We start from the raw sequence: 24068 nt of genomic DNA, 5'->3' as shown, positions 1-24068 counted from the left end.
TCACACAATGCCAGTGGCATAGAAAGTACCGATCACCACGAACACCGCGAGGGTCTTGATAATCGTGATGCCGAAGATGTCCTTGTAGGCTTCGCGGTGGGTCAGCCCGGTAACCGCCAGCAGCGTGATCACCGCGCCGTTGTGGGGCAGGGTGTCCATGCCGCCGCTGGCCATGGCCGCGACCCGGTGCAGCACTTCAAGGGGGATATTGGCCGCATGGGCCGCTGAAATAAAGCTCTCGGACATGGCCGCCAGGGCGATGCTCATGCCGCCGGACGCCGAGCCGGTGATACCTGCCAGCAGGGTCACGGTAATCGCTTCGTTGACCAGCGGGTTGGGGATGCCCTTGAGCCAGTCCGCCAGCACCAGAAAGCCTGGCAGCGAGGCGATTACTGCGCCAAAGCCGTATTCCGAGGCGGTGTTCATTGCCGCCAGCAGCGCACCGCTGACCGCACTTTTACTGCCTTCGGCCAGCTTGCTTTTGATCGCGGAGAAGCCGAACACCAGTACCACGATAATCCCCACCAGCAACGCCGCCTGCACCGCCCAGATCGCGGTGAGCTTGGCGATTTCGGTGGTCACCGGCGTGCTCATGCCTGGCAGGCTGAGGCTGTGGGTCTTGCCGTACCACTGCGGGATCCAGTGGGTGAACAGCAGGTTCATGACCCCCACCAGGATCAGCGGCGACAGCGCGAGCCAGGGGTTGGGCAGGCTCAGGTTGTCGGCGGTTTCCGGCTCATTGCGCAACTCGGTGCCATAGCCTTCACCGGCGCGCTGGGCTTTGTTGCGCTGGCGCGCGAGGTAGAGCATACCGGCGCAAAACACGAAGATCGTGCCGATCAGCCCCAGCCACGGCGCCGCCCAGGCGGTGGTGTTGAAGAAGGTACTGGGGATGATGTTCTGGATCTGCGGCGTGCCGGGCAGGGCGTCCATGGTGAACGAGAACGCGCCGAGGGCGATGGTCGCCGGGATCAGGCGCTTGGGGATATTGCTCTGGCGGAACATCTCGGCGGCAAACGGGTACACCGCAAACACCACCACGAACAGCGACACACCACCGTAGGTGAGCAGGGCGCAGACCAGCACGATCACCAGCATCGCCTGGCGCGTGCCCAGCAAGCGGATCGCAGCCGCCACGATCGAGCGCGAAAACCCCGACAGCTCAATGAGCTTGCCGAATACCGCACCGAGCAGGAACACCGGGAAATACAGCTTGATAAAACCGACCATCTTTTCCATGAACACCCCGGTAAAGGCAGGGGCGACGGCGGAGGGGTCGGTGAGCAGCACTGCGCCGAGGGCTGCGATGGGGGCGAACAGGATAACGCTATAGCCACGGTAGGCGGCCAGCATCAGCAGCGCGAGCGCGGCCAGGGCAATGATCACACTCATGGTGTGTCTCCATCGGATTGTTATTGTTGTGGGGTGAGGCTGTGGGAGGAAGCTATAGCGAGATGCGTGCCATATTTTTAACTTGTTGATATGTAAGGATTTATCTTGGATTTAGAGTGATTTTCGAGACGGCAGTCTCAATCTGGAGACGAGTGGAGATCCTTGTGGGAGCTGGCTTGCCTGCGATAGCGGTGGTTCAGCTGGCTTGTAGGGCACTGTTAGACCGCTATCGCAGGCAAGCCAGCTCCCATATAAGAATGTCTTGATATTGGGAATGGCGTCTCTTTATTGAGACTAAGTGAGTCCAAGCGCCAGCATTTTTTTATACAACGTCGACCGCCCAAGCCCCAACCGCTTGGCCGCCTCTACAACATTTCCTTCACTGGCCTTGAGCGCCCCCGCAATCACCTGCCGATCAAACCGCTCCCGCGCCGCCGCAAAGGTTTCGCCCTCTACCGCCGCCACCGCGCCTCGTTGTACCGGGCTGAATGTGCCAATCGCTGCGCGAAGGTCGCTGGCATTGAGCATCAGGTCATCACTCAACAGCGCCGCCCGCTCCAGCACATTGCGCAGTTCGCGGATATTGCCCGGCCAGGCATGTTGGGCCAGCAACGCCAGGGCATCGCGATCAAGTTCGTGCTGGCTGCGCAACTCCTCAAGGATTGCCTCGCTCAACGCCGGAATATCCCCAAGCCGTTCACGCAGCGGGGGTACCTGGATCGGCAGTACGTTGAGGCGGTAATACAAATCCGCACGAAACTCGCCACGCTTGATCGCCGCCTCCAGGTCCATGGACGTCGCGGCAATCACCCGCACATCGCTGTGCAGCATCTCGTTGGAGCCCACCGGTTCGAATTCTTTTTCCTGCAACACCCGCAGCAATTTGCTTTGCAGTGGCAGCGGCATGTCGCCAATTTCGTCGAGAAACAGCGTGCCGCCCTGGGCGATCTGGAACTTGCCGGGGCGGCCCTTGCGGTCGGCGCCGGTAAACGCACCGGGCGCGGTGCCGAAGAACTCGGCTTCGAGCAGGTCATGGGGAATCGCCGCGCTATTGATGCTCACAAAGGCTTTGTGCGCCCGCGGTGACGCACCATGGATGGCCTGGGCCAGCAGCTCTTTGCCGGTGCCGGTTTCCCCCAGCAGCAACACCGGCGACTCGGCACTCGCACTGCGCCGCGCCCGGCGCTTGACCTCCAGGCTGGCGGCGCTGGTGCCGATAAAATGCGCGAAGTTGTATTTGCTTTGCCGCGAACGCAGCAGCGAACGCGTGGAGGCCAGCTCCTGCTGCATGCTCAGGTAACGCTCGATCAGCGGCGACAGGTTGCGCAACTCGTCGAACAGCGCAAACCCAATCGCGCCGATCACCGACCCGGCATCATCGTGGATCGGCAGGCGCATCACCACCAAAGGGCCCTTGGGGGTGTCCTGGATATCCAGCAGGATCGGCCGGTCATCGCGCACCACCTGACGCAACAGGCTGTTGGAAATCACCTGCTCGCAGGGCTGGCCGATGGCCTGGTCGGCGCTCTTGAGGCCAAAACGCTTGGCGTAACGCTCGTTCATCCACACGATATTCGCGTCGCGATCGACGATGACCGTGCCTTCACTGGACTGCTCGATGATCTCGAACAACGATTGAATGGCCAGGCCGCGAACCTGTTGGTAGTCCTTGAGGCTGGTACTCATGGAAACAAAATCCTGTAGGAGCGAGCTTGCTCGCGAAGGTCGTCAACGATAATGCGGTGCATCCGGGAAAACGGCGGTATTTAAGTTTTTCGCGAGCAAGCTCGCTCCTACAAGGGGATGTGTGCTGCGGCCAGCAGTTCTTTGGTGTAGGGGTGTTGGGGCGATTCGAATACGTCATGGCTGGCGCCACACTCCACCACCTTGCCATCCTTGACCACGATCATGTCATGGGCCATGGCACGTACCACGGCCAGGTCGTGGCTGATAAACAGGTAGGTCAGGCCGTATTTGTCCTGCAGTTCACGCAGCAATGCCACCACTTGTTTCTGCACCGTACGATCCAGGGCCGAGGTCGGCTCGTCGAGCAGCATTAACGCCGGTTTGAGCACCAGGGCGCGGGCGATGGCGATGCGTTGGCGCTGACCACCGGAAAACTCATGGGGGTAGCGATGTCGGCTGGCCGGGTCGAGGCCCACGTCCTTGAGCACCTGGATCACCTGGGCATCGCGATCGGTCAGGCTGCATGGCGCATGCACTTCCAGGCCCTCGCTGATGATTTGCTGCACCGACATGCGCGGGCTGAGGCTGCCATAGGGGTCCTGGAACACCACCTGCATCTGCTTGCGCCACGGGCGCATCTGCTGATGGTTGAGCGGGTCGAGGGCCTCGCCCTGAAAGCGAATGCTGCCGGTGGAGTCGAGCAGGCGCAGGATTGCCTGGCCCAGGGTCGACTTGCCCGAGCCGGATTCGCCGACAATCCCCAGGGTCTTGCCGCGTTGCACGCTGAGGCTGATGCCGTCGACCGCACGCAGGTAGGTCTTGGCTCGGAATAACCCGCCCCCGAGCGGAAACTGCACGCTCAGGTCATTGACCTCCAATACCGTCTCGCGCGGCTCGCTGCACAACACGTCGCCCGATGGCTCGGCGTCCAGCAGCAAGCGGCTGTAAGGGTGCTGCGGGGCCGTGAACAAGGTTTGGCAGTCAGCCTGCTCGACAATTTCCCCGGCGCGCATCACGCAAACCCGCTGAGCGATACTGCGCACCAGGTTAAGATCATGGCTGATCAGCAACAGCGACATGCCCAGGCGTTGCTGCAAGGACTTGAGCAGCAGCAGGATTTTGCGCTGCACGGTCACGTCCAGCGCGGTGGTGGGTTCGTCGGCAATCAGCAGCTCCGGCTCGCAGGCCAGGGCCATGGCGATCATCACTCGCTGACGCTGGCCGCCGGACAACTGGTGCGGGTAGGCCTTGAGCCGTTCCTGGGGTTTCTGGATGCCCACCAGGTCCAGCAGTTCGAGAATGCGCGCCTGCGCTTGCCTGCCGCCCAGCCCCTTGTGCAGCAGCAGGGTTTCGCCGATCTGCTTTTCGATGGTGTGCAATGGGTTCAGGGACGTCATCGGCTCCTGGAAGATCATCGCAATGCGGTTGCCGCGCAGTTTTTGCAGGGTGGCCGGTGCCGCGCCGATCAGCTCCTGGCGGCGATACTTGATCGAGCCCGTGGTTTCGGTGCCGGCCTCGGGCAGCAATTGCAGGATTGAGTGGGCGGTTACCGATTTGCCCGAGCCCGACTCACCCACCAGCGCCAGGCACTCGCCGGGGCGCACATCCAGGCTCAGATTGCGTACCACGGTCTGGCCGCTGAACGCGACGCACAGGTCGCGGATTTCGATCAGGTTCATAGGCAATTACTCATGAGCGAGGGTCGAAGGCGTCACGCAACGCCTCGCCGATAAACACCAGCAACGACAGGATCAGCGCCAAGGTGAAAAACGCGGTCAGGCCCAGCCAGGGGGCTTGCAGGTTCTGCTTGCCCTGGGCGATCAGCTCACCCAGAGACGCGCTCCCGGCCGGCATACCGAAGCCGAGGAAATCCAGAGCGCTCAAGGTGGATATCGCCCCGGTCAAGATAAACGGCAAATAGCTCAGCGTTGCGGTCATGGCATTGGGCAGGATATGCCGACGAATGATCTTGGCGTCGCCCAGGCCCAGAGCGCGTGCGGCCTTGACGTATTCCAGGTTGCGCCCGCGCAGGAACTCGGCGCGCACCACATCCACCAGCGCCAGCCAGGAAAACAGCGCCATGATCCCCAGCAACCACCAGAAATTCGGCTCCACAAACCCCGACAGGATAATCAGCAGGTACAGCACCGGCAGGCCGGACCACACCTCCAGAATGCGCTGCCCGAGCAAGTCCACCCAGCCGCCGTAGTAACCCTGCAACGCACCGGCGGCAATGCCGATGGCGGCGCTGATGGCGGTCAAGGCCAGAGCAAACAGGATCGACACCCGGGCCCCGAAGATCACCCGCGCCAACACATCGCGGGACTGATCATCGGTGCCCAGCCAGTTCACAGTCGACGGCGGGCTCGGGGCAGGGCGGGTCAGCTCATAATTGGGGGTGTCGTCGCTGAAAGGAATCGGCGGGAACAACATCCAGCCGCCGTCCTGCTTGATCAGCTTTTGCACATAGTCACTGCGATAGTCGGCCTGGAACGGCAACTGCCCGCCGAACTGCTGTTCGGTGTAGCGCTTGAATACCGGAAAATACAGCTCGTTCTTGAAGCTGAGCACCAAGGGTTTGTCATTGGCGATCAACTCGCCGCCCAGGGTCAGGATAAACAGGCCGATAAACAACCACAGCGACCACCAGCCACGGCGGTTTTTCTTGAAGCGCTCGAAACGCCGACGCGCCACGGGTGACAAGTTGAACATCAGGCGTTCCTCGCAGCGAAGTCGATACGCGGGTCCACCAGGGTGTAGCAGAGGTCACCGATGAGTTTTATCAGAAGGCCGAACAGGGTGAAGATAAACAGCGAGCCGAATACCACCGGGTAGTCACGGGACACTGCGGCCTCGTAGCTCATACGGCCCAGGCCATCGAGGGAGAAGATCACCTCGATCAGCAATGAACCGGCAAAAAACACACTGATAAACGCCTGGGGAATCCCCGAGATCACCAACAACATGGCATTGCGAAACACATGGCCGTAAAGCACCCGGCGTTCGCTCAGGCCCTTGGCGCGGGCGGTGACCACGTACTGGCGGGTAATCTCATTGAGGAACGAGTTCTTGGTAAGGATGGTCAAGGTGGCAAACCCGCCGATCACCAGCGCCGTCACCGGCAAAACCAGGTGCCAGAAATAGTCGGCCACCTTGCCCACGGTGCTCAGTTCGGCAAAGTTTTCCGACACCAATCCGCGCACCGGGAACCAGTTCAGCGACGTACCACCGGCGAACACCACAATCAGGAACATCGCAAACAGGAACGCCGGCATCGCATAACCAATCACAATGGCCGTGCTGCTCCACATGTCAAAGCTGCTGCCATGGCGCACGGCCTTGCGTATCCCCAGGGGGATCGACACCAGGTAGGTGATCAGCGTCGCCCACAGGCCAAGGGAAATGGTGACCGGCATCTTTTCCAGGATCAGGTCGGTCACCGTCGCACCGCGAAAGAAACTGTTGCCAAAATCCAGCTGGGCGTAGTTCTTGAGCATCAGCCACAGGCGTTCCGGTGCGGATTTATCGAAGCCGTATTGTTTTTCGATGTCCTTGATCAGCTTCGGGTCCAGGCCACGACTGGCCCGCGAGCCGCTGATGCCTTCGCCGGATGCGCCCGCCACACCACCGCCACCAATGCCTTGCAAGTGGGCGATGGCTTGCTCCACCGGCCCGCCGGGCGCGGCCTGCACGATCACGAAGTTCACCAACAGGATGATCACCAGCGTCGGGATGATCAGCAGCAGGCGCCGTACGATATAGGCAAACATCAGTGGGCCTCTCCGCGTTTTTTCAACTCAGCCTGCATTTGTTCGTTCGTCAGCGGGGTGGGGCTGATTTCCCACCAGGTCTCCAGGGCCTCATCGTTCTTCGCCTCGATGGCCGGGCGCCCGAAACGGTTCCACCACGCGGCGGAGGTGCCCGGTGGGTAATAGTTGGGGATCCATAGGTAATTCCATTGCAGCACACGGTCCAGGGCGTGGGCGTAGGTGAGCATCTGCGCCTGGGTGTCGGCCTTCACCAAACCGTTGATCAGCGTATCGACGGCCGGGTCCTTGAGTGCGATGTAGTTGTTGGCGCCCGGATCGAACGCAGCGGCGGAGCCGAAGTAGTTGTACAGCTCCATGCCGGGCGAGGTGGTGACCGGGAAACCGGTGACGATCATGTCGTAGTCACGGGCCATCAGGCGGTTCACGTACTGCGAAGAGTCGATGCGGCGGATATTGAGGGTGATGCCGATCTGTGCCAGGTTGCGTTTGTAGGGCAATAACAGGCGCTCAAGCCCGTTCTGGACATTGAGGAAGGTGAACTCCAGCGGCTCGCCCTGGGCGTTGACGAGCTTGTCACCCAAAGGTTTCCAGCCGGCGTCCTCCAGCAGTGCCAGGGCTTGCAGTTGTTTATCTCGGATCATGCCGCTGCCGTCGGTGACCGGGGCCTTGAACACCTGGGTAAACACTTCATCCGGGATTTGCCCGCGCAACGGCTCCAGGATCGCCAGTTCTTCCTGGGTCGGCAATTGGCTGGCCGCCAGCGGGCTGTTGGAAAAATAGCTTTGCTGGCGGATGTAGAGATTGCGCATCATCTGCCGGTTGGCCCATTCGAAATCCCACAGCATCGCCAGGGCCTGGCGCACGCGGCGATCCTTGAAAATCGGCTTCTGCACGTTAAACACATAGCCCTGGGCCGGTTGCGGCATCTCTTTGGCCAGGTGCGCGCGCTGCAGGCGGCCATCGTCCAGGGCCGGGCCGTTGTAGCCGATGGAATAGCCGGTGGCGGAGAATTCACGGTTGAAGTCGTAGGCGCCTCCACGCAGTACCTGGCGTGCCACTTCGGTATCGCCGAAATATTCCAGACTCAGGTGATCAAAGTTGTACAGGCCACGGCTGACCGGCAAATCCTTGCCCCACCAATTCGGGTCGCGGGTAAAGGTGATGGTGCTGCCGGCGTCGATCTTGCTGACTTTGTACGGGCCGCTGCCCAGCGGGGCTTCGTAGCCGCCGCCGTTGGCAAAGTCGCGGGTCTTCCACCAGTGCTCCGGGAACACCGGCAAGGTGGCGATATCCAGGGGCAGGGTGCGGTTTTCGTTGCTGGAGAAGTCGAAGCGCACCTGGCGTTCGCCTTCGACTTCGACGTGCTTGACGTCGGCAAACAAGGTGCGAAAGCGCAGGCTGCCTTGGGTCATCAGCAAATCGAAGCTGTAGCGCACGTCTTCGGCCGTAATCGGGGCGCCGTCGGCGAAACGCGCCTTGGGATTGAGGTAGAAACGCAGCGACAGGCCGTCGTCGGCGCGCTCCATCTTTTCTGCCACCAGGCCATAAACGGTGTAGGGCTCATCCAGCGAACGCAGCGCCAGGGGCGCATACACCCAGCCGTCGACCTGGGACACGCCGATACCTTTGTCGATATACGGCAGCACATGATCAAACCGCCCGACCTCCAGCGCCGAACGTCGTAGGCTGCCGCCCTTGGGCGCGTTGGGGTTGGCATAGTCGAAGTGGCTGAAACCGGCGGCGTACTTGGCGGGCTCGCCGTAAACCGTCAGGTAGGTTTGCGGGGCCGCGATCGCCGCAGTGCTGGCCATCAGCAGGGCCAGGGTGGAGCAGAGCAGAGATGAAAAAGCCAATCGCATTATCAGCCTTGAACGCCGGATTAAAAAGAATAGGGATTTGTACGCTAACGGCTTGGGCATCGCCAGTCATCACATGCACAACGGCCCGCCAAAGGGCGGGCCGTTGTTTATCGCGATAGCGCCGATTGAATCAATCCTGGCGGCTGGTGACTTCCAGCAGGTGATAACCGAACTGGGTTTTCACCGGGCCTTGTACGGTATTGACCGGAGCGCTGAATACGACGGTGTCGAATTCCTTGACCATTTGGCCTGGGCCGAACGAACCCAGGTCACCGCCCTGGCGGCTGGATGGGCAGGAGGAATTGGCTTTGGCGACTTCTGCGAAATCAGCGCCGCCTTCGATTTGGGCCTTGAGTTCGTTGCACTTGTCTTCAGTGGAAACGAGGATGTGACGGGCGGTGGCTTTGGCCATGGGGAGTAACTCCTTGAGTAAAAAAACGGTGAGCCTACCGGATTCAGGCGGTTATTTCCTGGCAAAGTTCCGCTGCTGTTCAGTCGCGCCTTTTTCAGCGTGGCGGTTCAAGGCAGTACGATGTAGTCGTTGCGCTGCACGATCGGTTGGTGCGGCCCCTGTACCAGGTGGATATAACGGCCGTCCACCAGATCGATCGGCAGGCAGTCGTCAATATCCAGTACGCCGTCGGTGTGCGCCTGGGACCAGTGGCGCAGCATCTGCTGCTTGCCCTGGCTCATGGCCTGCTGTTTATTGTGAGCCACTACCAACAGGTAGTGATGGGCTTCACCGAAGCTGTTGGCTTCATAGCCGCCGAGGTTGATGAAGTACAGGCGGGGCGAGTCGCCATGGGGCGTCAGATGGCTCAGTTCAACCTTCCAGCCGTCGACGCCATCGACCGCCATCCATGAGTCGATGTGCACGCCCTTGGGGCTGCCAAACCAGGCGTCGCGTAATTGCGGGTAGCTGGCCTGCAAGGTGTCCGCCACGGCGAACACCACGTCGTGTACTTCAATTTTTGCCCGTGGGTGTTTACCCCCAAGCATGACCACAAACAGCATTACCGGTAATTCCTGGCGGCTGGCGAAAGGGCAACCATACTGCGATTGAACCCTTTTGTCCGCTCAATGCCCCATTGTTAATCAGCACAGTCACCAGGAGGTTGTCATGCGTACCATTGATCTGGCAGGCGTTCCCGTCCCTGTCATCGGCCAGGGGACCTGGCGCATGGGCGAAGACCCGAGCCGGCGCCGCGCCGAAGTTGCGGCGCTGCAACTGGGGATCGACGAGGGCTTGACGCTCATCGATACCGCCGAGATGTATGGCGACGGCGGTGCCGAAGAGGTGGTCGGCGAGGCCATTCACGGCAAGCGCGACCAAGTGTTTCTGGTCAGCAAAATCTACCCGCATAACGCCAGCCAAAAAGGCGTGCCCCGCGCCTGCGAAGCCAGCCTTCAGCGCCTTGGCACTGATTATATTGATTTGTATCTGTTGCACTGGCGCGGCCAGTACCCACTTGAAGAAACCGTCGAAGCGTTCGAGCGACTGCGCGAGGCCGGCAAAATCGGCCGCTGGGGTGTTTCCAACTTTGATGTGGCAGACCTGCAGGAACTCGCATCCCCTGCATGTGCGACCAACCAGGTGCTCTACAACATTGAGGAGCGCGGGATCGAATTCGACCTGTTGCCATGGTGGCAACAGCATCATTTGCCACTGATGGCTTATTGTCCCATTGCCCAGGGCGGCGAGCTGCTGTCGAGCCCGACCCTCAAGCAGATCGCCCGTCGCCATGAGGTCACACCGGCCCAGGTATCGCTGGCGTGGGTGCTGCGCCAGGAGGGGGTTATCGCCATTCCCAAGGCGGTCACACCCGAACATATCCGGCTCAACGCCGCCGCTGCGAAGCTGGTACTGGATGAACATGACCTGGACGCCATCGATCGCGTGTTCGGCGCGCCCAAGCGTAAGCATCCACTGGCGATGGTGTAATCGGCCGGCGGGAGCAGCACCTTCCCTGGCAGCTGTTCCCGCCTCAGCCGTGATTAGCCGGCCACTGGGCTGCGCCAGTCGTCCGAGCCGGAAGTACCGGCCACTTCATGAGTCCAGATGATCTTGCGATAGGTGAAATGTACATCCTCCATATGGGTGAAGTGGGCGTTGTCAGGGTCCTGGCAGTTGGGCATGCGTGACTGGATATCCACGATGGTCGCGCCCTCCAGTTCAATGGTGAAGTAATGCTCCTGAGTCCCCGCAGACGAGGTGCGCAGCCATTCGAGGCGACAGGAGACTTCTTCACCGCTGGTCAGGGCGCTGAACAGCAACGGTGACGACTTATCGAACACCTTGCTGATCATCAGTGGCTTGTGCACGCGTTGACCTGTGGGCTGGCCCGATTGCGGATCGCGAGGAATGATCACTTGGTGGGCAAACGCCTGGACCAATATCTGATCCTCATGACCTTCCTGATAAATATTGCCTACCGAGTCCTGAGTAAATGTGCCTGCCGTGATCAAACCTTGTTTGACACCGGTGATGGAGAGGTACGCGGGTGTTGGCATGATTGGTTTCCTTGCCGGGTTGAGTAGGTGTTGCCGAACAGCGAAATGGCTGAACGGGTAAGTGCCTATAACCTTTAACAAGAAGCGTGCCTGAAAGTGTGAAGCCCAATGAAATAAGGGTGGGCGAGGTTTGATGAACTGCGTGACGGGTTTGTATTAAGGGTTGTGGGCTGTTTTTGCTTATAAAGATTGCGCATAGATGCGCACTTAGTTGCTCAGATGTTTCTGCGGTGAAGAATAAGGCTGGTCGAGCTGATAGAGTTGTTATTGCTTGAGTGTGTGCGCAAATAGCTGCGCACGCCACGCATATAGCGGCTTGTAGGATGTTTCTTAAGTTTCGGTCCGTCGCTTGCTGATTGCTTTATGCATGACTAAGGTTCTTGTGTCTCGATATGTTTGAACGGAATTTAATGGCTCTCTGATACGTACTTCAATGGCGTTAAGTTTGCCTGTGTTGCCTTGGATGGTTGTGTGCGGCCGAAAATGATTTATTCAAAAAAACCTTACGCCTATTATTTGGAAGTTGCACGAGCCGCCTGTTCGTCAGGCAGTTTCGTGGGCGTTGATATGCGCTTTTCCAATGAGTTTGAAGCGCTGGAAGGCGAGCTTGGCAAAGCGCAGTCGGTTCATGGCAATGGGCTGCCGGATTGGCAGCGGGTCAGCGAAATCAGCGAATGCCTGCTGCGTGAGCACTCCAAGGATTTGCGTCTCGCCTGCTGGTTGACCTGGGCCTTGTATCAGCGTGATTCATTGGCTGGGTTGCTGGCCGGCCTCGGTGTGCTGCGAGAACTCTGCGAGCACCATTGGGCAGACGTGTACCCAGGCAAATTGCGTACCCGCGTTGCCGCGTTTGGCTGGTTGGTGACGCGCCTTGAGCAAGCGTTTGCCAAAAAAATCTCGCTCACCGATCAACAGCCTTTATGTCAGGCGCTGCTGGAACACCTCGAACATCTGGAGCAGCTATGGGCCCAGCATCTTGGGAGTGAGGCTCCCGTGCTGCTGCCAATTCGACGGCAATTGGCGCAGCGCCTGGCCGAGGCCGCGCAAGGGGCGGCAGAGGCTGATGTAGCCGTGGCTGCTATTGCCAGCGTCAGGCAAGCGCCGCCGCAGTTGCCCACCCCTGAGCAATCGGTCAACAGCGAGAAAGAGGCGCACAAATTACTGCGCTCATTACAGGAACAGGCCCGGCCTTTATGCGCGTGGTGGTTGCGCCAGAACGCCACCGACCTGCGGGCTTTGCGCCTGGGCCGAACCCTTGCGTGGCTGATGCTCGTCAACTACCCCGACGCCAACAGCGAGCGAATAACCGCGCTGCGCCCGTTGGCCGCCGACAAGCTCAAGCGCTATCAGGAGCGCATGAGCCAAGGCCATTACGCCGATGTGCTGTTCGAACTGGAAGTCAGTCTGGCCGGTGCGTTGTTCTGGTTCGATGGTTTGCGCATGGCCTGGGAGTGTCTGGACGCCTTGCACGCGGACCTGGCCATGAGCGAACTGGAGATACATTTTGCGCTGCTGCTGCAACGCCTGCCCCACCTGACTGAGTACCGGTTCGACGACGGCAGCCCCTTTGCCGACCCTGCAACAGCCGAATGGATTGCGCTGCACGTGATGCGCCACCTGCGTAAGCCAGAGCCCGGCAACGTCGTGACCGACCTGACGAGCCAACCCTGGGATGCAGCGTTGGAGGCAGTAATGCCCTGCCTGCGCAAGGACGGGCTCAAAGCCGCAGTGGGGGTGATCAAGCAAGGCTTGCAGGCAGCGTGCAGTGATCGCTGCCGCTTTCATTGGCGCCTGGCACTGGCGAGGCTGTGCATGGCGGCCGGCAAGCACGAGTTGGCCAGGATCCAGCTGGAGCAACTCGATCTGCAATTACAGCGTACGGGTCTGGAAAGCTGGGAGCCGACGCTGGTCCTGCAAGTCGGTCAGCTTCTGTACCGCTGCTACGACCTGTTACCGCAAAGCCAATCCATACGCGACTGCAAGGATGCCGTGCATCGCCGGTTGTGCCATTTCGATCTGGAAGCAGTACTTCAATAGCGCCTCACCCAATAAAAGGAAAAGCACCATGGCCAAAGACGGTTCGGTAGCCCCCAAGGAACGTATCAATATCACCTTCAAACCCGCGGTCGGCGGTGCCCAGGAAGAAGTCGAACTGCCGTTGAAGCTGCTGGTGCTGGGGGACTTCTCCCAACGTGTGGACCTGCGCAAGCTTGAAGATCGCAAGCCCATCGGTATCGACAAACACACCCTCGACGAGGTGTTGGCCAAGCAAGCAGTGAGCCTGACGCTGAGCGTACCCAATCGTCTTCAGGATCAAGCCGACGCGCAAGAACTGGCGATCCAGGTCCGCATCAACGCGATGAAAGACTTCAACCCCGCGAATCTGGTCGAGCAAATCCCGGAGTTGCAAAAGCTGATGGCCCTGCGTGAAGCGCTGGTGGCGCTCAAGGGCCCATTGGGCAACACCCCAAGTTTTCGCAAGGCTATCGAGCAGGCATTGACCCATGGTGATTCCCGCGCACGAGTCCTGGCCGAACTGGGGCTGCCCAGCCCTGATGCCTGACATTTTTCAGTAAAAGGACACTGACACCATGACCACGATTCAACACGAGCTGCAATCGGTAGAAGCGATCCAAACCTGCAGCATCCTCGACAGCATCACCGCCCAGACGCTGCTGAGCGCCGACGACGAGGCTTACGGCATCGCCAAGCGCGGCGTATCGGCGTTTATTGCGGAGCTGCTCAAGCCACATAACCGTGACGAACCGGTAAAGAAGCGCCTGGTCGACCAGATGATCGCGCAAATCGATACCAGGCTCAGCCAGCAAATGGATGAGATCCTGCACCATCCGGACTTCCAGGCACTGGAAGCTTCCTGGCGAGGGTTGCAGTTGCTGGTCGAGCGCACCAACTTTCGCGAGAACATCAAGATAGAGCTGTTGAATGTCTCGCGCGAGGACCTGCTGGATGATTTCGAGGATTCTTCGGAAATCACTCAGTCCGGGCTCTACAAGCATGTCTACAGCGCTGAATACGGTCAATTCGGTGGGCAGCCGGTGGGTGCGATCATTGCCAATTATTTTCTCTCGCCCAGTGCGCCCGATGTAAAGCTGATGCAATACGCCTCCAGCGTCGCCAGCATGGCTCACGCACCCTTTATTGCTGCGGCGGGGCCGAGTTTCTTTGGTTTGGAAAGCTTCACCGGGCTGCCCGACCTGAAGGATCTGCGGGATCACTTCGAAGGGCCGCAGTTTGCCAAATGGCAAAGCTTTCGCCAGAGCGAAGACGCGCGTTACATTGGCCTTACCGTCCCGCGGTTTCTGTTGCGCACCCCGTATGATCCCCTTGAGTGCCCAGTCAAGACCTTTGCGTATCAGGAAAACGTGGTTAACAGCCACGAGCATTACCTGTGGGGCAATACCGCCTATGCCTTTGCCACACGCCTGACAGACAGCTTCGCTCGCTTTCGCTGGTGCCCGAATATCATCGGTCCGCAAAGCGGCGGGGCGGTCGAAGACCTCCCACTGCATCACTTCCAGAGCATGGGCGAGATTGAAACCAAGATCCCTACCGAAGTGCTGGTATCGGATCGGCGCGAATACGAGCTGGCGCAAGAAGGTTTCATCGCCTTGACCATGCGCAAGGGCAGCGATAACGCGGCATTCTTTTCCGCCAGTTCCGTGCAAAAGCCCAAATCCTTTGGCATCAGTGAAGAAGGCCGGGCAGCAGAACTCAATTACCGCCTGGGCACGCAGTTGCCCTACATGATGGTGGTCAACCGTCTGGCGCATTACCTCAAGGTATTGCAACGAGAACAGTTGGGCGCCTGGAAAGAGCGCACGGACCTTGAGCAGGAGCTCAACAAGTGGGTTCGCCAATATGTAGCAGACCAGGAAAACCCCAGCGCCGAAGTGCGTGGACGGCGCCCGCTGCGTGCCGCGCGCATCGTCGTCAGCGATGTCGAGGGCGAGCCCGGCTGGTACCGCGTCAACCTGACAGTGCGCCCGCATTTCAAGTACATGGGGGCAGACTTCACCTTGTCCCTGGTTGGCAAGCTCGATAAAGAATGAGCAGAGGCCAGGGCATGGTTCAGCACAACAGCCTTTTCGAACGTCTTGAATGCGGTGTGTCGACGCCAGGATGCCCCGTAGCGTCCATCGCCGCACATCTGGGAAAAATGCTCAGCACACGTGCGGGCAGTGTCCAGACACTGGCTGATTATGGTTTGCCTGATCTCAACGATATGCGACTGAGCCTGCATGAATCCTTGACTCAGTCGCGGCTGCACATCGAGCGTTTTATCCAGGCTTACGAACCGCGACTGGCGAATGTTCATGTAAGGCTGCTGCCCGCTGTGGGTGGGTCTCTGGCTCTGGCATTTGTCATTGACGCTGAGCGAGTGATCGATGGCGGCCTGCAACCGGTCGTGTTTCAGGCACGTCTTGCGCACGCCGGGCGGGTTGAGGTTTTCGTCCATGACGTTTAACCGCTACTTTCAAAGTGAACTCAGCGCCCTGCGCCAACAAGGGCGGCGCTTTTCCGAGCGCAATCCAGCCCTGGCGCCATTTCTTGCGGAGGCTGGCCAGGACCCGGATGTTGAGCGTTTACTCGAAGGGTTTGCATTTCTGACCGCTCGCCTGCGCCAGAAGCTCGATGACGAACTACCGGAACTGACGCATTCGTTGATGCACTTGTTATGGCCTCATTACATGCGTCCAACACCGGCCTTCAGCATCCTGCAATTTGACCCTTTAAAACGTGCCGGCCCCAACGTCCGAGTGGCTCGGGACACCGCCGTGGAAAGCGCCCCCATCAAGGGTGAGCGTTGCCGGTTCCGCACATGCTATGCCACCGACATCATGCCCCTGCAACTCAGTGGTCTGGAATACCGCTGTCAGGGCGAAGGGGCCTGGCTGGATTTGCACCTGGCCATGAGTACCGACGGTAACTTCAGTGAGTTGGCATTTGAATCGCTGAGGCTGCACCTGGCTGGCGATCACTACATCAGCCAAGGCCTGTACCTCAGCCTGTTGCGCCATGTCGACGGTATCTGCCTGTCGCTGCTGGATCACGAGGGCATACCGGTGAGAAACAGCGACGGACAACCTGTGACGTTGCGCCTCAGTGCCGCTCAGGTTCAGCCGGTGGGTTTTTCCCCGGAGCAGGCACTGATTCCTTATCCGCAGAATACCTTTGACGGTTATCGGCACCTGCAGGAGTACTTCGCCTTCCCCGAGAAATACCTGTTTGTCGACGTCGAAGGCCTGAATGTGCTGCACACGCTGCCTGACGAGCTGCTCCGGCAGGCGCATGGCATGGTGATGCGTTTCGAACTTCACACCCAGGGCCGTGAACCCCAGCGTCCAACCCTGGATAACGTGAAGCTGTATTGCACGCCCATCGTCAACCTGTTCAAACAGGACGCGATCCCCATACGTCTGGATGGTAAGCAGGATGAATACCTGCTGGTACCCGGGGAATATACGCCGGGCAATGCCAGTGTGTTTTCCGTGGACCAGGTCACCGGGTGGCGCCCCGGCGGGTTGGGCTATCAGGCCTATGTGCCGTTCGAGTCGTTTGAACATGACTGCGATCCCGAGGCTTGGGCGGCCCCCCCCAGTTACAGCATTCGCCAGCGTTCCTCGGTACAGCATGGCGGGCTTGATACCTGGATGGGATTGCCCAGCCGCCACGAACAAGGTCAGGAAACCCTGTCGGTCGAATTGACCTGTACCAATTGCAACCTGCCGCGCCAGCTTCGTGCAGGCGACATCAGCCTGCCCGGTGAACAGACTCCGGAGTCATTGGGGTTTCGCAATATCACCACACCCACTGCGAGCTTTGCGCCGCCACTGGACCAGGATTTTTTGTGGAAGCTCATCAGCAATATGTCGGTCAACTATCTGTCGTTGACCGATATCAATGCCTTGAAAGTCATACTCCAAACCTACGACTTGCCGCGCCATCACGACCGACAGGCGCTGAAGGTCAGTCAGAAAAGGTTGAGTGCTTTGCGCTCCATTCGCCATGAGGCAGTAGATCGTCTGCATCGCGGGCTGCCTGTTCGAGGCTTGCGGGTCGAGCTGACGGTTGATACCCAAGGCTTTGTCGGTCAGGGCGATCTGTTTGTATTCGCCTCTGTTCTCAATCAGTTCTTTACGCTCTATGCCAGCCTCAATTCGTATCACGAGTTGCGGGTCATCAGCACACAAGGAGACGTGTACCTATGGCCATCCCGGATGGGACAGCAACCGCTGTTTTGACTCAACTTTGCCGTGTGATTCGTGAGTACACGCTATTTCAGGCGATTGTGCAGGTCATCGAACGGCTGCGCGAGGCCCATCCGCTGCTGGATGACGATGCGCTGTATGACCAACTGGAGTTCCAGGCCAACCCCGGTTTCGGGTTTGCCGCGCACGATATCGACCGTGTGGAGTTTTTTAATGAGCACGGGGCCTTGCGCGCTCGCTTGCGTCTTAACGTATTGGGGTTATTCGGTGCCGGTTCGCCGCTGCCTGCGTTTTACGCTGAGCAAGCCTTTGCCGAGCGTTCGGGGGGCAACCCGACTCGAGACTTCCTTGATCTGTTCCATCACCGCCTGCAGCGCCTGATGTTGCCGATCTGGCGCAAATACCGTTATCGGGCGTGTTTCCGCGCAGGTGCAAACGACAGGTTTTCCGAGCAGATGTTTGCCTTGATGGGCCTGGGCGACGGTGCAATTCGCAGTGCTTCGCAGCTTGATTGCAAGCGCCTGCTGCCTTACCTGGGCCTGCTGAGTTTGCGAGTGCACTCGGCTGCGCTGATCGAGGCTGTCCTGCGCTACTACTTCAAGCACGACGCGGTGTTTATCGAGCAATGGGTGGAGCGCACGGTCGAGGTCAGCCGGTTGGAGTGCAATCATCTTGGGCGGGCCAATAGCGCCCTTGGCCATGACCTCGTCCTAGGGCATCGCATCGCTGACCGCAGCGGCAAGTTCAGGGTGCATGTGCTGGCGCTGTGTTGGCAGCGTTTGCATGATTTTCTGCCTATCGCACAAGCGTACCAGCGGCTGTGCGCACTGGTGCGGCTGACCCTGCGCGACCCTCTGGACTACGACCTGCGTCTGACGTTGGCGCCGGGCGAGGTCAGGCCGTTGCACATTGGCGAAAACACGCTTTGCCGCCTCGGCTGGACCACCTGGCTGGAACATGAACGGGCCGACGGCGTGGTCACACTTGCCGGCCATTTTCACAGGGGTTAATGATCATGACGAATAGGGATCTGCAAGGCGCTCTGTGCGATCCGCTGGCATACGCCAATGCGCTGTCTGCCTGCTTTGCACGCCTGGCATTGGACCGTGATGAGCACCGGTTGCCTGACGCGCTCGTCGCCGCTGTGGCGCGACTGAGCCAATGCGAACTCAGCCAGTTTTACCTGCTCAATGAAATGACCGGTCGGCTTGAACTGATTGCTCAGCATTGGTCCGAGGGGGCGTCGATGGCCGTGGCAGCCGATTCCGATCTGCACCACCCACCACTGTTGAGTCACACCTTGACCCAAGGTGTTGTCCTGAGCCTGGACGATCTGCAGAGCAGCTGTCATGACGTTCATTTCCTGCCCGTCTCGGTGAAGCCCTGGCGTGCGCTGTTGAGCGTGCCGTTATTCAATCGTGGTGAGCGGGTTGCCGGTGTGCTGCTGTGCGCTCGGCAAAGGCCCGCTCAGTTGCAAGGCTACGCAACCTCTCTGGCGCAGTTGGGCAGCTTCGCCATGAACCAACTGCTGATGCTGCGCAGTATGCAGCCCAACGTTGATGCAAGGCTCAGGTGCAACAAGCCGTTGACCAGGGAGTATGGGTTGATTGGCTCCAGTGCGGCGATGGGGCAGACGTGCCAGTTGATCCGTAAAGTCCTGCATACCCCGTACACCGTGCTGCTGTGTGGCGAGACCGGTACCGGCAAGGAAGTGGTGGCTCGCGCCATTCATGCTGCCGGTCCGCGCCGGGACAAGGCCTTCGTGGTACAGAACTGCGCAGCGTTCCCTGAAGGGCTGCTTGAGAGCGAGCTTTTCGGTTACCGCAAAGGTGCGTTCACGGGGGCTGAGCGCAATCATGCGGGGCTGTTTGATGCCGCGCACGGCGGTACGTTGCTGCTGGATGAAATCGGCGATATGCCGCTGGCATTGCAAGCCAAATTGCTGCGGGTTTTGCAGGAGGGCGAGGTCAGGCCGCTGGGTGCCAGTGCGGCGCATAAGGTCGACGTGCGGATCATTGCGGCGACTCATCGCGACCTCGCTGCGATGGTCGCCGAGGGGCGCTTTCGCGAAGACCTCTATTACCGGCTCGTGCAGTTCCCGATCACGTTACCGGCCCTGCGTGAGCGAGACGGCGATGTGCTGCAACTGGCGCGCTATTTCACGCAAGAGGCGTGCGCGGCGCTGCAGAGGTCGCCCGTGGGTTGGTCCACTCTGGCCCTTGATCAACTGTCCGGCCACGCCTTTCCGGGCAACGTACGCGAGCTTAAATGCATGGTTGAGCGTGCCGTGCTGTTGTGTGACGCCGGCGTGATCCTGCCGGAACACCTGGCGCTGCCACCGACTGCGGCGCCGACCGCGAACGACGATGTGACGCTGCGCCAGCGCATGGAACGAGTGGAGCGCGTGTTCCTGCTCGATTGCTTGCACAAGAACCATGGCAATCGCACCCGTACCGCGCGGGAGCTAGGGGTTGCCCGACGCACGCTGCTTTACCGCCTTGCACGTTTGAACATCCCCGTCGGCGATGCCAGGGAGAAATGCTGAATGGTGCACTTGATTTTTACTGTGGGAGAAACCTGATGCCTGACCGTCCATGGCACGCCGTGTTGCTTGTGTTGTGTTTGCTGGGTGGCTGTAACGCCAACTACGTGTTCGATGATGCCGAGTACCGTCCTTTGGGTGACCCGCAGGCAATTATTCGTGGCCAATGAGCAGAGGGATCATGACGATGCAGCTTGTGTTTGAGGTCTGTACGGTCGATAGCGCCAACGCCGAACCCTCGGCCCGCAAAGTATTTGACGCAGTGGGCGGCGTGATCGGCCGCGGCCCCGGATGTGACTGGGTGATACCCGACCCCAGTCGCGTGCTCTCCAGTCACCATGGATTGGTCGGTTACCGTGAGGGCCGCTATTTCCTGACCGATATCAGTCGCAACGGTATTGGCGTGGCAGGCAGTGCTGAACGCCTGCGCAAGGGGCAGGCGAGACTGATCAATGATGGTGATGTATTCGAACTTGGTGCGTTGGTGCTCCGTGCGCGGTTGTTGCAACCTGCGCGCCATTCAGGCGAGCTGCGTGCCAGTGCGGCAGTACCGATTCCCGATGATGCCTTCCTGTCCCTGGACCCTCTGCATGGGCTGGATCTGGATCACCGGAAACTGGCCACCTCGGATGACCTGGAAGCACTGAACGAGGCCGTTGATGAGCAAGGGGGCTGGGCAGAGCATCACGGGACCGAGCGGGAGCATGTGACATGCCCGCGCCGGGCAGAACCCGAGGTAGAGGTGGCTGCGGTGCCCGCCAGTGCAATGGCACCATCGACTGATGGAGTGTTCTGGTCACAGTTCGCGGCGGCCTTGGGCATGGAGCTCGACACGCTCGACCCATCGGCCAGGGAGGCGCTGGCGATCAGGGTGGCGGGCTTGTTTCGCTTGACGGTCCAGGGGCTGCAACAAGCCCTGCGCACGCGTGAAGCGCTGTATCAGGAATGGGGGAAGGCGTCGCTCGACCGTCAGGGCGCGGCCCGGAACCCCTTGAAAATGTTCAGCGACACCGATGCGGCGTTATCCGCACTGCTGGATACAGGGGCTCTGGGGCAAATGCCCGCAGCGCGGGCCATTGGTCAGGCTCATCGGGAGCTGCAGGTGCATCAGGTCGCGCTGTTGGCTGCCTGTCGAAGCACCGTGAATAACCTGCACGCGGCCTTCGAGCCGAACCGCTTGGTCGGGTGCTTTGAGTCTCAGGGCAAGCCGCGACGATTTTTCACCGATGGTGCGCGTTGGCGTGCGTACCAGCGTCACTACCAGCGTTTGGTGGCGCAAGGGCCGTTGACCGATCACTCGTTGACCGACGATTTCGCCAAAGCCTATGAAGAACAGGCGCGTCTGATCTCCTCTTTGCACATTGATTTTTCAGGATGATAGTCATGTATCGAGCCACCCGCGCTTTGGTGTTGCTTTCGCTTGGTTTCCTGGTGGGTTGCAGCGCCGTATCGCCTTTTTCCACGCTGACCAAGCTGGACGTGGTATTGACCGCGAGCGAGCACGTCAACCCTGACCTGCACGGCCGCCCCTCGCCGGTTGTGGTGCAGTTGATTGAATTGCGCCATGGCGTAGCCTTCGAACATGCCGACTTCTTCAGCCTGTATGACAAGGCCCAGCAATTGTTGCCAAAAGACTGGGTAAGCAGTGAAGAAGTCGAACTGCGCCCAGGTGACCGCCTGGCGCTCAAACTCCGTATCGGTCCCGACAGTCGTTTTGTAGGGGTGTTGGCGGCTTACCGAGACTTGCCGCACGTCCAATGGCGGCTGCTGATACCCGTGACCATGCACCAGCGCAACCGAGCCGATCTGGTGTTGGACAAGGACGGCATACGCGTTGCCGACCCGCTCGCTGTGATGGAGGTGCGCTGAGATGCCTGTTCATAAAGTGATCTGGCAGGAAGGCATGTTGCTGCGCCCACAACACTTGCAGCACAACGACCGCTATTACCAACAGCAACTCAACCAGACGCGCCTGTTGGGCAGTGATGCCTGGGGCTTCCTCACGCTGCAATTGAATGAGCAATACCTCAAGCTGGGCAAGCTGGTGGTCACCCAGGCCAGTGGCGTCTTGCCGGACGGCAGCTGGTTCGATTTGAGTGGCGCTATGGAACCGCTGGTATTGCAGGTACCCACTGATGCGGGCAGGCAGGCAATTTACCTGGCACTGCCCCTGGCCAGCGGCAATCATCTTGAAGTGCGCCAGCCTGAACAGAGCGATGTTCTGGCGCGTTACCTGCGATGCGAAGTGGAAGTGGGGGACTCCAACCTGGGTGTGGATGCGCGTTGCCGAATCAGCTGCGCACGTCCCGACTTACGCCTTGTGCTGGGCGAGCAACCAAGTGATCAGGGCTTCGTCAAGCTCAAGGTTGCCCAAGTGCTGGACGTCACCGCTGAAGGGGGCGTGAGCCTGGATGCCGCGTTCATCCCGACCTTCATTTTTGTGCCGGAGCATGGGTACGTAGCGTCGTGCCTTAACGAGGTGGTGGGTTTGCTTGCCAGCCGTGGCGATGCCATCGCGGCGCGCATTCGTGGCGAGAGCACGGCTGCAAGCACGCAACTCGGTGATTTCCTGATGCTGCAAGTGATCAATCGTACCGAACTTGCGCTGCGGCATTGCCTGAGCCAGGCCCAGGTCCGGCCCGAAGCCTTGTTCCGCCTGTTGGTATCGATGCTCGGTGAGTTATCAACGTTTGCCTGTGACAGTAAACGCGCGCAGCTGGACGTGCATTATCAGCACAGCGACCAGGGTGCCAGTTTTCGCGGGTTGATGGAGCGCGTACGCGTCGTCTTGTCGGTGGTGCTTGAGCAACATGCGATCGAATTGACATTGCAGCCACGCCAGTATGGCGTCCTGGTATGCCCGGTCAGCGAATTGAAACTACTCGGCACGGCTACGTTCATCCTGGCAGCTACCGCGCAGTGTGAAACAGAGGAACTGCGCCAGCGCCTGCCGGCACACCTGAAAGTCGGGCCGGTAGAGCGCATACGTGAGTTGGTCAACCTGCACTTGGCCGGTATCAAGGTCAAGCCCCTGCCGGTGGCGCCGCGCCAGATTCCGTTTCATGCCGGCAAGACCTATTTCATCCTCGACATGAGTGCCCGTGAGATCGCGCAATTGCAGCAGTCGGGTGGTTTCGCGTTCCACGTAGGCGGTGAATTCACCGGGCTTGAACTCAACTTTTGGGCCATCAGGAATTGAATGCCATGGACAGTGAGTACATACAGGATGAAAGAACCGTCCTGCTCGACCGTGAGAGTCATGGGCCTGCACAGGGGCCCTTGACCGACTTCCCGTCGCCGCCACGCTATGAGCAGTTGGAGGACCGCATGATCTATGCCGGCCGTATGCTCGATGCGTCGAGTTTCAAGGCCGGGCTCAACCCTGTGGTGGCTGCGGCGTGGGCGGTATTGGCCGAAATCGTGGCGCTCAGGGTCTGCTCTGGTCGCGAAGACCTGGGCACGCTCAACGACCGATTGTCATTGGCGGTGACTCAATTTGAAACCCGCGCCTTGCAGAGCGGTGTTGAAAGCAGCCAGGTCATGTCGGCGCGCTATGTGTTGTGCAGTGTGATCGATGAGGCGGTCGTTACTACGGCGTGGGGGGCACAGAGCGAATGGTCGAAGGTGAGCCTGTTGAGTCGCTTTCACAACGAAACCTTTGGGGGCGAAAAGGTTTTCCAACTGCTGGAGCGTCTGTCACGTGACCCGGTGAAGCATCTGGCGATGCTGGAGCTGCTTTACCTGTGCCTATCCCTGGGGTTCGAGGGCAAATACCGAGTGATGGAGCGGGGCATGTCGCAACTTGAGGCCGTTCGCGATGCCTTGTATCGCCAGATCCGGCATGTGCGCGGGCAGCCGTCGTCGGTGCCACCAGTGCCTGCATTGCACGGGGCCAGTCGGCGCCCGCGGTTGTGCGTCGTTCCCGTTACCGGGTTGGTCGTCTTCACCCTGGTTTGCTTGCTGGCAATGTACACAGGATTTGCCTGGGTGCTGAGCAAGGAGCGCGCGAAGGCGTTGCAACCGCTTCAATTTTCGGCGTCGGATTTGATCCGCACGTCCTTGTAAACGCAGGGAGCAA

The 24068-nt window shown here is 59.7% G+C and carries 22 protein-coding genes; 13 read left to right on the top strand and 9 right to left on the bottom strand.

All coding sequences use genetic code 11. The features are described from left to right. From TX23_RS19240 to TX23_RS19205, 8 genes are all read right to left on the bottom strand, one after another. Window positions 1-1392 carry a GntP family permease gene (locus tag TX23_RS19240; protein ID WP_057703565.1) on the bottom strand — a complete coding sequence of 464 codons (1392 nt, stop codon included), beginning with the start codon at window positions 1390-1392 and terminating at the stop codon, window positions 1-3. 294 nt (window positions 1393-1686) lie between these two features. Further along, window positions 1687-3078 carry a sigma-54 interaction domain-containing protein gene (locus TX23_RS19235; protein ID WP_057703564.1) on the bottom strand — a complete coding sequence of 464 codons (1392 nt, stop codon included), beginning with the start codon at window positions 3076-3078 and terminating at the stop codon, window positions 1687-1689. Window positions 3079-3185: 107 nt separating this feature from the next. Further along, window positions 3186-4757: an ABC transporter ATP-binding protein gene (locus TX23_RS19230; RefSeq protein WP_057703563.1), complete on the bottom strand. Its 1572-nt coding sequence runs from the start codon at window positions 4755-4757 to the stop codon at window positions 3186-3188. Window positions 4758-4767: 10 nt separating this feature from the next. Further along, a complete protein-coding gene (locus tag TX23_RS19225) occupies window positions 4768-5790 on the bottom strand; it encodes an ABC transporter permease (protein ID WP_057703562.1) in 1023 nt (340 codons plus the stop codon). Then, window positions 5790-6848, bottom strand: coding sequence for a microcin C ABC transporter permease YejB (locus tag TX23_RS19220; protein ID WP_032876053.1), 1059 nt, complete (start codon window positions 6846-6848; stop codon window positions 5790-5792). Before TX23_RS19220 ends, TX23_RS19225 begins: the two co-directional genes overlap by 1 nt. Further along, window positions 6848-8707 carry an extracellular solute-binding protein gene (locus tag TX23_RS19215; RefSeq protein WP_057703561.1) on the bottom strand — a complete coding sequence of 620 codons (1860 nt, stop codon included), beginning with the start codon at window positions 8705-8707 and terminating at the stop codon, window positions 6848-6850. The genes TX23_RS19220 and TX23_RS19215 overlap by 1 nt, the downstream gene beginning before the upstream one ends. 130 nt (window positions 8708-8837) lie before the next feature. Further along, on the bottom strand, window positions 8838-9119 hold the full coding sequence (locus TX23_RS19210; RefSeq protein ID WP_003174386.1) for a peptidylprolyl isomerase: 282 nt from the start codon (window positions 9117-9119) through the stop codon (window positions 8838-8840). A gap of 107 nt (window positions 9120-9226) precedes the next feature. Further along, window positions 9227-9721: a DUF1543 domain-containing protein gene (locus TX23_RS19205; protein ID WP_057703560.1), complete on the bottom strand. Its 495-nt coding sequence runs from the start codon at window positions 9719-9721 to the stop codon at window positions 9227-9229. A 106-nt stretch (window positions 9722-9827) separates the two neighbouring features. Between TX23_RS19205 and TX23_RS19200 the strand changes: the two genes are divergently transcribed. Beyond that, entirely contained in the window at window positions 9828-10649 is an 822-nt protein-coding gene (locus TX23_RS19200) for an aldo/keto reductase (RefSeq protein ID WP_057703559.1), read from the top strand. A gap of 53 nt (window positions 10650-10702) precedes the next feature. Here TX23_RS19200 and TX23_RS19195 read toward each other — a convergent pair whose 3' ends face one another. Next, window positions 10703-11218: an Hcp family type VI secretion system effector gene (locus tag TX23_RS19195; protein WP_057703558.1), complete on the bottom strand. Its 516-nt coding sequence runs from the start codon at window positions 11216-11218 to the stop codon at window positions 10703-10705. Between the two features lie 483 nt (window positions 11219-11701). Here TX23_RS19195 and tssA point away from each other — a divergent pair, with 483 nt between their 5' ends. Genes tssA through icmH form a run of 12 tightly spaced genes read left to right on the top strand, consistent with a single transcriptional unit; the run spans window position 11702 to window position 24055 of the window. After that, window positions 11702-13255 (top strand): type VI secretion system protein TssA, encoded by a 1554-nt coding sequence (gene tssA / locus TX23_RS19190; RefSeq protein ID WP_057703557.1) that lies wholly within the window; start codon window positions 11702-11704, stop codon window positions 13253-13255. A 28-nt stretch (window positions 13256-13283) separates the two neighbouring features. Next, window positions 13284-13781, top strand: coding sequence for a type VI secretion system contractile sheath small subunit (tssB, locus tag TX23_RS19185; protein ID WP_057703556.1), 498 nt, complete (start codon window positions 13284-13286; stop codon window positions 13779-13781). A 28-nt stretch (window positions 13782-13809) separates the two neighbouring features. Next, the gene (gene tssC / locus TX23_RS19180) at window positions 13810-15288 is read left to right on the top strand and encodes a type VI secretion system contractile sheath large subunit (protein WP_057703555.1); all 1479 of its coding nucleotides are present in this window, start codon (window positions 13810-13812) and stop codon (window positions 15286-15288) included. Between the two features lie 14 nt (window positions 15289-15302). Further along, window positions 15303-15704 carry a type VI secretion system baseplate subunit TssE gene (gene tssE / locus TX23_RS19175; protein WP_057703554.1) on the top strand — a complete coding sequence of 134 codons (402 nt, stop codon included), beginning with the start codon at window positions 15303-15305 and terminating at the stop codon, window positions 15702-15704. Then, window positions 15694-17481: a type VI secretion system baseplate subunit TssF gene (gene tssF / locus TX23_RS19170; RefSeq protein ID WP_057703553.1), complete on the top strand. Its 1788-nt coding sequence runs from the start codon at window positions 15694-15696 to the stop codon at window positions 17479-17481. Before tssE ends, tssF begins: the two co-directional genes overlap by 11 nt. Then, window positions 17445-18458: a type VI secretion system baseplate subunit TssG gene (tssG, locus tag TX23_RS19165; RefSeq protein WP_057703552.1), complete on the top strand. Its 1014-nt coding sequence runs from the start codon at window positions 17445-17447 to the stop codon at window positions 18456-18458. Before tssF ends, tssG begins: the two co-directional genes overlap by 37 nt. Before the next feature lie 5 nt (window positions 18459-18463). Next, window positions 18464-19993 (top strand): sigma-54 interaction domain-containing protein, encoded by a 1530-nt coding sequence (locus TX23_RS19160; RefSeq protein ID WP_057703637.1) that lies wholly within the window; start codon window positions 18464-18466, stop codon window positions 19991-19993. Window positions 19994-20028: 35 nt separating this feature from the next. After that, a complete protein-coding gene (locus TX23_RS19155; protein WP_057703551.1) occupies window positions 20029-20160 on the top strand; it encodes a hypothetical protein in 132 nt (43 codons plus the stop codon). A gap of 11 nt (window positions 20161-20171) precedes the next feature. Further along, complete coding sequence (gene tagH / locus TX23_RS19150) at window positions 20172-21368, top strand: type VI secretion system-associated FHA domain protein TagH (protein ID WP_057703550.1); 1197 nt, start codon at window positions 20172-20174, stop codon at window positions 21366-21368. A gap of 5 nt (window positions 21369-21373) precedes the next feature. Next, the gene (tssJ, locus tag TX23_RS19145; RefSeq protein ID WP_057703549.1) at window positions 21374-21859 is read left to right on the top strand and encodes a type VI secretion system lipoprotein TssJ; all 486 of its coding nucleotides are present in this window, start codon (window positions 21374-21376) and stop codon (window positions 21857-21859) included. Between the two features lies 1 nt (window position 21860). Further along, window positions 21861-23189, top strand: a complete 1329-nt coding sequence (gene tssK, locus TX23_RS19140; protein WP_057703548.1) for a type VI secretion system baseplate subunit TssK — start codon at window positions 21861-21863, stop codon at window positions 23187-23189. A gap of 5 nt (window positions 23190-23194) precedes the next feature. Next, a complete protein-coding gene (gene icmH, locus TX23_RS19135; RefSeq protein ID WP_057703547.1) occupies window positions 23195-24055 on the top strand; it encodes a type IVB secretion system protein IcmH/DotU in 861 nt (286 codons plus the stop codon). The last annotated feature ends 13 nt before the right edge of the window (window positions 24056-24068 follow it).

Origin of the sequence: Pseudomonas paralactis, from assembly GCF_001439735.1 — a bacterium.
Taxonomy (GTDB): domain Bacteria; phylum Pseudomonadota; class Gammaproteobacteria; order Pseudomonadales; family Pseudomonadaceae; genus Aquipseudomonas; species Aquipseudomonas paralactis.
The sequence above is the reverse complement of the archived record's forward strand: the minus strand, read 5'-3'. Positions and strand labels throughout refer to the sequence as shown.